Genomic DNA, 8,912 nt, shown 5'->3' with positions numbered 1-8,912 from the left:
CTGCTTTTTCTAAAACTTTTACCTTAAGTTTTTCCTGTAAAAGTTTCAGCTTTTGACGCTTCCAAGTGCTGCTCAAAAAACCATAATGACGGATTTTCACACCCGAGCCCAAAGGGCGACCTGATGAAGTAAACCGTTTGGGCAAAATATGCAACGAAAACCGCCTGATAAATTCCTGATGAGTTAGTGTCATTTGTTTTTTAAAGCGCGCTACTCGGTAATCCTTGTAATCAAAAGTCACGTTCTGCTCGTCGATACTCTTAATTCTATTATTGCTGATGGCGATTTTATGGGTGTATCTTCCCAAATATTCCACCACCGACTTTGGACTTCCAAAAGGTTTCTTAGCAAATACTACCCATGGTTTTTGCCATAATCCCTGCCGGATTTGTTCGTATTGGATAGGCAATTTCGCCTTGAGTTTTTCGCAATATTTAGCCCTAAAAGCCTTTTACAACCCCGCGGCTGATGTTGGTTTGATTTGTTCAGTCTACAACCTGCGACGAATATTTAATTTAATCGACCAAAATCTATTAAAACAATATCTAAAAGTATTGGCTTTGTATTTTGGGGTTCTGACACCCTTTTTTAATGTTTTTTACGGATTGTTTTATTTTAAGAATGAAGAATGCTTTTTTTTAAAAAGAATTTTAATTGTAGTTTAACGCACATATATTTACTTGCTGATTAACTATAATGAGTTCGTATTGAGGTTTTTATACGGACTATTGTTATCGGTCATTGTAAAATCAGACCAATCCTAAAATGGGACAATAATGTAAACAATTATAATTGACAAATAAAATGAAAAACAATAACATTCAAATTGAAATAAAAAATGCAAAAATTATAGGTGCTTTTTTCCTATTGATATTTTTAGCATATGGTTTTGGACAATACTATTTTAAAAGTGATGCACTCTTTATAAAATACATTGGAGCTATACTTATACTACTGAACTCAACAATGGTTCTCTTAATTGGCATACTATTTAGAAAAACTTTACTACAGTACAATGCCACAGTCGGAAATGTTTACCTATTTACAAGAATATTTGAAGCGATAGCCCTTGCAATTGTGGTTTTAAAATTATTTTTTAAAGTTAATATTTCAGATGATTTTGGATATTTCCTAGCGATGTTAGTTTTAGGTGTAGGTAGTATTCCAATGTGTTTAACTCTTTACAAACATCAAATTTCACCAACTTGGCTGGCACTTTGGGGAGTAATTGGATACACAATATTTGCTTTTGGTTTTCTAATGGAACTGTTTAATAAAGAATGGAGTATGTATCTTCTAATATTTGCTGGTTTGTGGGAAATAACTTTTGGTTTGTGGTTATTAATAAGAAAGAGAAAAAATTGAGAGGTAAAACAACGAACCGCTGAAAGCGGGTTTAAGAAAATGGCGGCTCAGTGGTTAATTAAACATTGGTGCTTCGTATTAAGTTTAATGGTGGCAGACAGTTTAGTGCTTAGAAATCGCCAACTTCTCAAAGCGCCAAGACGTCAAACTGCCTAATAACCTTTTTTTTGATTACTTGCATTTTTTGTATTAAAAATCTCTCAAATATTTTTTTTAACTAGTTGATTTTTTGTATATTTAAATATCAAATTTATCAACGGCACCAGCAGAAACCAACTCCCGCTTTTCGCCTCATCGATAGATGATGCCATTGCGCAAGATAACGAAAACCGGCTCATTGACCTTTTTTTGTAGAGGGTATAAAACTTTCTGATTTTGACTTTACGTTCGATTTTGTCGAAAATAGACCAAAATTTATTAAAACGATATTCAAAAGTATTGGCTTTGTATTTTGGGGTTCTAATACCAGTTCTTAACGCTTTTTACGGATTGTTTTATTCTAAGAATGAAGAATGCTTTTTTCCAAAAAGAATATTAATTGTAGTTTAAATCATATATATTTACTCACTGATTAACTAAAATGAGTTCGTTTGAAGGTTTTCAGACGAACTGACGTTACCTGCTATTTTACAAAATCGCATATGAAAGAAAATTGGCTTTTTATTAAAACTCCAGACCATTACGGAAACCCCGAGATTATTCAGATTGATAAAGATATCATTGATTATTTTGACGTTGAAAAAAGTGATGAAATCTGTCTAATGAAAAACGAAAACCGAAATGAAAAGCTAAGCGAAACAGAACATAAATTTATAAATCAAAATCGAATTAGATTTTTCAGAAATGGAAAAATTTACAAAGTTTTAAGCGATGAAAAGTCTATAACTGAAAATTGTATATTAGAAAATGATTATGAAAAACTAAACGCAACAGAAACTGAATTAACAGAAACTGAAATTCAGAATTTAAATTTTAAGTTTAATTGGGGTGGAGAAAAAATGAATGTCAAGTTCAATGAAGTTTTGAACTCGCCAGTCGTACAAGAAATAAACAAACGTTTGAATAAAGAAGGAAGTAGAATTGTACTCGGAAAACTAAATAAAACGCTGTTTGTTTCACTTTATACAGACAATTATCTTGACAAACTAATTCCTATAAAATTTGTAGACAAACAAAAGATGATTTTATATGGTTTCCCAAAAGAACCTTATGAAATTAATTGTACAATATTAGAAGAAAAAAACTACTGCTAATCAAGTAGACGGCTCCGCCGGAAACTGACGGAGTGCGTCTCTAACAACATTGTACAAAGGGTCTCTTATACGGCGGTTCGCAAAATGATGGGTTAAGTTCCATGTAAAATTCCAACATTGATTGATAGCCTTTCTTCGTGAGCAGCAATAGGGTAATTGTAGTGGTAAGAATTGGACTTTGAGCCATTCGCCATCCTCCTTTTACTCACGCTTTGGTATTGTATTTTTGGTATTCGTGAATGCAAAGCATTTCTGATTCTGCTCCAATCATAAGCATGGTATTTGTCAATTCCTAGTCGCATCAGGTTTTTCCTTTTGCGTTCGGGCTTTTTCCAGTCCGTCCAAATGCAGTAGCTTAGTCTGTTGCGCAACCATCCAGCAATATCTCGTAACTTTCCTTGAATACTCGTCCCCCGAAAATAGTTTAACCATCCTCGTTGAATTTGCTTCGTCAGTTCGCCTTTTAGGCTCGGGTCATTGATTTTTCGGATGAATTCCTCGAAACTTTTAGGTGCGATTTTGCGCATCATCTATTTTAGAGTCTGCTTGAGTTTTGCCCAAGCTTTGTCACCTACCGTTAATTGCTAACTGCCTTTTAAGTCTTTTTGATAGGTCGATGCAAACGAAAATCCCAATATCGTGAACTGAATGGGTTTTCTAATCCCGCTCTTTTCCAGATTGATGGTCAGTTTCAGCTTTTCTCTCAGAAATAGAAAGATAGCGTTTCCAATAGAAAATGAATTATATAAAGAATTAAAAAAAATCTACAACATAGGATTATTTAATAAGTTAACAGACGTTAAATTCCCAGTTTTTGACATATTACTATGTGAAAAATGTAAATCTGAATACACAACTTACTCTGGAGTAAGAAAATGTTACAACTCATTATATTATGTATTTCTAAATAGAATTTTGAGAGAAAAATAAAAACGAACGCACAGTAACGGTTTTGGCGGATTTGGGTTTTCGGCTTAATACTAAAATGGTTTTGTACTTGAATTAATAGTGTTTAACCAGAAGAAAATCTTAACTTAGTCAAAAACCTCTTGCAGAAAAAAAATATACTGGTCATTGTAAGGGAACAACCTTGAGTGTACCCAATCGACACCTCTCAAAAGATGAAATCAAATTTTAAAAACCAGCAAGATACAATTGGAATTTTTTACTTTTATTCTTTGATGAAAAATGATGAAAGAGTTTGCAGGATATAAAAATAAAATAAATCATAATGCCAAAAACCTTTGCAGATAAAGTGATTGATTTCAACCGCCATTTAAACTATTCAGGCAAACTACCAGAGGGTTTTCAGGTGCTGAATCCTTACTTGGATAATCTTGAAACAATCGAGGTAATGCAACAGTTTTATCATAAATATTATAACGATTCACAACGCCGAAGATTTATTATTGGTATTAACCCGGGCCGTCACGGAGCTGGGGTAACGGGTGTGCCATTTACGGATACCAAACGACTGGAAAGTGCCTGTGATATCAAAATGCAATCGGCGCATACGCACGAAATTTCTTCTGTTTTTATTTATGAGATGATTGCCGAATATGGTGGAGTAAAAAACTTCTACAAAGATTTTTACATCAACTCCCCTTTTCCTTTAGCAATTATCCGTCAAACAAAAGACGGCAAATGGCTTAATGCCAATTATTATGACGATCCTGTTCTTTTTGAAATGGTGAAAGATTTTATGATTATGTCCTTGAAAAAACATATCAGTCTGGGATTAGATACTTCGGAAGTTTTTGTGCTGGGGAAAAAAAATGCGAAATTTATCCAAAAGCTAAACAAAGAAGTAAAGTTATTTGACAATTTAAAAATTCTTGAACATCCGCGATATATCCAGCAATATAAATCCAAAGAAAAACAACAATATATTGACAAATATATTTTATCATTGAACAATTCCAAATGATTAAATTAGAGATACATACCATCTATACCATAGGGCATTCTACTCATAGTCTGGATGAATTTTTGAATATGCTGCGGTCTTTTGACATTAAAATTCTTGCCGACATACGAAGTTTACCGGGCTCTCGCAGGTTTCCACAATTCGACATGGAAAACATAAAAATATCCTTCGAAGAAACCGGAATACAATATATACATCTGGCCGATTTGGGAGGAAGAAGGAAAATGAAAAAAGAGTCAAAAAACAATCGATGGAATAATGACTCTTTCAGAGGTTATGCCGATTATATGGAAACCAAAGAATTTGAAAATGCAATTGTGAAATTGGCAAATATCGCTTTGGAACAGCCCACGGCTTATATGTGCTCAGAAGCGGTTTGGTGGAGATGCCATCGTTCTATGGTGTCCGATTATTTAAAAGCAAAAGGTTGGGCGGTATTACATATTATGGCAGTAGGGAAAGTTCAGGGACATATATTCACTTCACCAGCAAGAATAGTTGATGGTAATGTATTTTATTATGATGAAAATTAGATTTACATTTAAAAACAAGTTCATGGAAACAAAATTTAAAATAAGCGACAAAGTAAGCTGGAATTCCGAAGCGGGGAGAGTTTCAGGAACTATTATTAGAATACATACCAAAGATTTCGATTATAAAGGTTATGCACACCACGCTACGGAAGAAGAGCCTCAATATGAAATAAAAAGCATTAAGACGGATCATGTGGCAGCTCATAAAGGTTCTGCCCTTACTAAACTCTGAGAAAAATAATCAGAAAAACAAATTAAAAAAACAACGAACCGCCACTAACAAATAAAACGGATTTGCAAAATTGGCTTAATAGAAAGTTGGTTTTGTAATTGGGATGATTTGCTTCGCCGATTCGCTATCTCTCGGGTGAAAGATCCGAAAATAGGGCTTAATTTAGTCCAAAACCCGCTTTGGTACCAGAACATTATGCTGAATTGTTACTTTAACGAGTAACAAACAACAACATAAAGAAAAACGACATTTCAAATCCTGAAACTCCACAAATGAAAATTAAATATCCGCAATCGTATCCTCATTCCTTCTCCGTAGAAGAAGTTGTGATCGCATTCCAAACTAATTCTGAATCAGGGTTAAGCCAACCTGAAGCAGAGAAACGAACAAGAGAGTTTGGTCCGAATATTTATCAAGCTCAAAAGCAAAAAAGTATTTGGCTTATGATGCTTTTGCAATTCAAGAGCCCAATTGTCTATTTGTTATTCTTTGCTGTTGCTGTTACTTTTTATTTTCAAAATATTATTGAAGCAATAGCCATTCTTGTGGTAATAATGGTAAATGCTGCAATAGGATTTTTAATGGAGCTGCAAGCACGCAATTCGATGAATGCGTTGAAGGAAATGGATGTAATACATTCAAAAGTTATCCGTGATGGAAAAGTTCAAGAGATTCCATCTGAAAAAATAGTTCCGGGAGATATAATAGTGTTGGAAGCTGGTGATGTAATTCCAGGTGATGCACATCTGATAGAATCCAATCAATTGCAGTGCGAGGAATCTTCTCTAACAGGAGAGTCACTTCCTATAGAAAAGAATACAGACAAACTTGCGAAAGATATTGCCCTTGGAGACCAATTCAACATGGTATTCAAAGGTACATCTGTTACAAATGGAACCGGGAAAGCCGTTATAACAGGAATTGCCCAACATACTCAATTAGGCACCATCACTTCTTTAGTTGAAAGTTCTAAAGAAAAAGAAACACCGCTTGATAAAAAGATAGGAGCGTTAAGTAAAAAGTTAATATGGATTACGTTGGCAATGACAGGCATTTTTGCAATCACAGGAATTATTCAAGGCAAAGACTGGGTTCTGCTTTTAGAGACTTCCATCGCTTTATCGGTTGCGGCTTTTCCAGAAGGGCTTCCTATTGTTGCCACAGTAGCTTTGGCTTATGGAATGCTTTTGATGGCAAAGCGAAATGCTATCGTTAAAAAATTATCGGCTGTAGAAACATTAGGAAGTACCAATGTGATATTGACCGATAAGACCGGAACTTTAACAGAAAATAAAATATATGTAGATACTTTTTCTTTTCCCAATGAAAAAATAAAAGTTTCAATCAAAGACAATGTGCTGAGTTTTGCAGAAGGGAATATCAAAAACAGTGAAGCTGAATTTCAAAAATTAATATTGATAGGTGCGTTATGTAACAATGCTTCACCAAAGAACGGAGATGACAAAACTGAATTGATAGGTGACCCGATAGAAATTGCTCTGGTACACCTCGCAGACGCATCAGGTTCTGCCACTGAAGAACTGAAACTACAATATGAAAGAACTGGTGAAATACCTTTTAGTTCTGACACAAAAATCATGGGTACTTTGCACAAAAATTCAAACGGATTTTTTATCGCAGCTAAAGGTTCTGTAGAACATTTGTTGATAAAATGCAGCAAGATACAGACAGGAGCTACCATACAAAACCTGAGCGAGGACGACCGAAAAAATATTTTGACGCAATCTGAAGAGATGGCTGCCGATGGTTTGCGGGTACTGGCTTTTGCCTTTAACGAGGAAGGAGAAATTAATAAAGATGATTTTTTAAATTCATTAGTGTATGTAGCGATGATTGGATTCTTAGACCCTCCCCGATTGGATATTAAAGAAGCCATGTTGACTTGTCGTAAAGCAGGAATCAAGATTGTAATGATTACGGGCGATCACCCTTTAACAGCTCTTAATATTGCCAAAAAAGTAGGATTGGTAGATGAAAACGAACAAAATGCAATTACTGGAATAGATATGCCCGATATGGAATCGCTTTCAGATGAATGGAATAAAAAGATACTTTCCACAGCCGTATTTGCTCGTACCACTCCTAAACAAAAACTTGAAATTGTAGCTACTTATCAAAAAGCAGGTAACATTGTAGCAATGACAGGTGATGGAGTAAATGATGCGCCTGCGCTTAAAAAATCAGACATTGGGATTGCTATGGGACTAAGAGGCACGCAAGTGGCTAAAGAGACTGCCAGCATTATTCTCAAAGACGATTCGTTTGAATCCATTACACAGGCAGTATCACATGGAAGAGAGATATTCCAGAACATACAAAAGTTTGTGATATATCTCGTCTCCTGTAATTTAAGTGAAATATTTATTGTGACTAGTTTAGGTTTTATTGTTCCTACCTCTACTTTACTTCCATTGCAAATCCTGTTCTTAAATATGGTAACGGATGTATTTCCGGCACTCGCACTCGGTTTAGGAAAAGGAGATAAAACCGTTATGGAACGACCACCAAGAGATCCTAAACTCCTTATTATATCTAATAGAGACTGGATTACTATTTCTTTATATGCTGCTGCCATGACCTTAGCAGTAATTATTGCTGTGGTTTATTGCAAACAAATTATTTCAACTGATTCCAAAATTATAAATAATGTCGCATTTATTACGCTTGCCTTTGCCCAACTGTTTCATGTATTCAATATGTCTTCCCCACATTCAAATTTTTTTGTGAATGAGATCACCAAAAATAAATTTGTATGGATAGCTCTTTTAATTTGCACCGCTCTAATGGTATTGGTTTTTGCTATACCTCAGATGCGTTCAGTACTCCGCTTGGACGTGCTGCCTGCTCAAGTGTGGCTTGTGTCAATTTTAGCTGGATTGATTCCATTGTTGTCAGTTCAGGTATATAAATTTATTTGGGAGAGAAAAAGTTCAAAATAAACCAACAACTAAAGTGGATTTCTACAACATAGCTCACAATGCCAATTCAAAATGATAAAACAAGTTGAAAACAAAAAAATGCCTGCCTTTCACAGTTGTTTGGCAAAAGTGGCGGTTCATTACTTCGTAAAAACATTTGTGGTTAATCAAACATTAGTTTCTCCGTATCAACATTTGTGGTAAAATCCGTCACCTTCACCAAGCCGCAACATGTTAATGGCAACCGGCACGCAACGAAAAAATGAATATACAGGAACTACGTAGTATAAATGTGCAGATTGAAACTTATCAATCAATTTTTTTGATACTAAAATGTGATCAAAAAATAGATTGTATTGACATTTTCGGCGTATAAGAATTTGGATTGAAAAAAGGCACAATTGGAGAACTTAAATGTTTTGAAACTCACCCGTTATTGATTAATTATGCAGAGAATAAAATTGTAACGTTGCCGGCAGATTATTATTTCAGTTCCACAAGAAATTATGCTGCATTAGAAAATGAATTAGAGGTAACTTGATTAGATTAGCTTTAGTTGGCAATTGGAATGGACACAGTTTGCAAAACTGCGTTAACGATTATAGTAAATTCGGATAGCTATTTCCAAATATTTACGGCGATGGTAAATAGCTTAAATATTGA

The 8,912-nt window shown here is 34.7% G+C and carries 9 protein-coding genes and 1 pseudogene; 8 read left to right on the top strand and 2 right to left on the bottom strand.

Annotation, left to right across the window (positions count from 1 at the left end; translation table 11 throughout):
• Positions 1 to 451 (bottom strand): annotated as a pseudogene (locus tag ACP7AV_RS15200) (IS91 family transposase); the annotation flags it as partial.
• Positions 452 to 804: 353 nt separating this feature from the next.
• On the opposite strand from ACP7AV_RS15200, the gene ACP7AV_RS15195 reads away from it, so the two are divergent.
• Positions 805 to 1,365, top strand: coding sequence for a DUF4386 domain-containing protein (locus ACP7AV_RS15195; protein WP_426092668.1), 561 nt, complete (start codon positions 805 to 807; stop codon positions 1,363 to 1,365).
• Positions 1,366 to 2,006: 641 nt separating this feature from the next.
• On the top strand, positions 2,007 to 2,618 hold the full coding sequence (locus ACP7AV_RS15190) for a hypothetical protein (protein WP_426092667.1): 612 nt from the start codon (positions 2,007 to 2,009) through the stop codon (positions 2,616 to 2,618).
• Between the two features lie 92 nt (positions 2,619 to 2,710).
• Here the strand turns inward: ACP7AV_RS15190 and ACP7AV_RS15185 are convergent, their stop codons facing one another.
• Complete coding sequence (locus ACP7AV_RS15185) at positions 2,711 to 3,148, bottom strand: group II intron maturase-specific domain-containing protein (protein WP_426092666.1); 438 nt, start codon at positions 3,146 to 3,148, stop codon at positions 2,711 to 2,713.
• Positions 3,149 to 3,849: 701 nt separating this feature from the next.
• Here ACP7AV_RS15185 and ACP7AV_RS15180 point away from each other — a divergent pair.
• The 6 genes from ACP7AV_RS15180 to ACP7AV_RS15155 all read left to right on the top strand — a co-directional run bounded on the left by ACP7AV_RS15180 (position 3,850) and on the right by ACP7AV_RS15155 (position 8,790).
• The gene (locus tag ACP7AV_RS15180) at positions 3,850 to 4,545 is read left to right on the top strand and encodes an SMUG2 DNA glycosylase family protein (protein WP_426092665.1); all 696 of its coding nucleotides are present in this window, start codon (positions 3,850 to 3,852) and stop codon (positions 4,543 to 4,545) included.
• 11 nt (positions 4,546 to 4,556) lie between these two features.
• Complete coding sequence (locus ACP7AV_RS15175) at positions 4,557 to 5,078, top strand: DUF488 family protein (RefSeq protein WP_426092669.1); 522 nt, start codon at positions 4,557 to 4,559, stop codon at positions 5,076 to 5,078.
• Between the two features lie 22 nt (positions 5,079 to 5,100).
• Positions 5,101 to 5,310, top strand: coding sequence for a DUF2945 domain-containing protein (locus ACP7AV_RS15170; protein ID WP_426092664.1), 210 nt, complete (start codon positions 5,101 to 5,103; stop codon positions 5,308 to 5,310).
• A 272-nt stretch (positions 5,311 to 5,582) separates the two neighbouring features.
• Entirely contained in the window at positions 5,583 to 8,270 is a 2,688-nt protein-coding gene (locus ACP7AV_RS15165) for a cation-translocating P-type ATPase (protein WP_426092663.1), read from the top strand.
• 51 nt (positions 8,271 to 8,321) lie between these two features.
• Positions 8,322 to 8,453: a hypothetical protein gene (locus tag ACP7AV_RS15160; protein WP_426092662.1), complete on the top strand. Its 132-nt coding sequence runs from the start codon at positions 8,322 to 8,324 to the stop codon at positions 8,451 to 8,453.
• 181 nt (positions 8,454 to 8,634) lie between these two features.
• Positions 8,635 to 8,790, top strand: a complete 156-nt coding sequence (locus ACP7AV_RS15155; RefSeq protein WP_426092661.1) for a hypothetical protein — start codon at positions 8,635 to 8,637, stop codon at positions 8,788 to 8,790.
• Positions 8,791 to 8,912 lie beyond the last annotated feature (122 nt).

Origin of the sequence: Flavobacterium sp. DSR3-2 (genome assembly GCF_049896525.1) — a bacterium.
Taxonomy (GTDB): Bacteria; Bacteroidota; Bacteroidia; order Flavobacteriales; family Flavobacteriaceae; genus Flavobacterium.
Note: the sequence above shows the minus strand (reverse complement) of the source record. Positions and strands in the feature narration are given on the sequence as shown.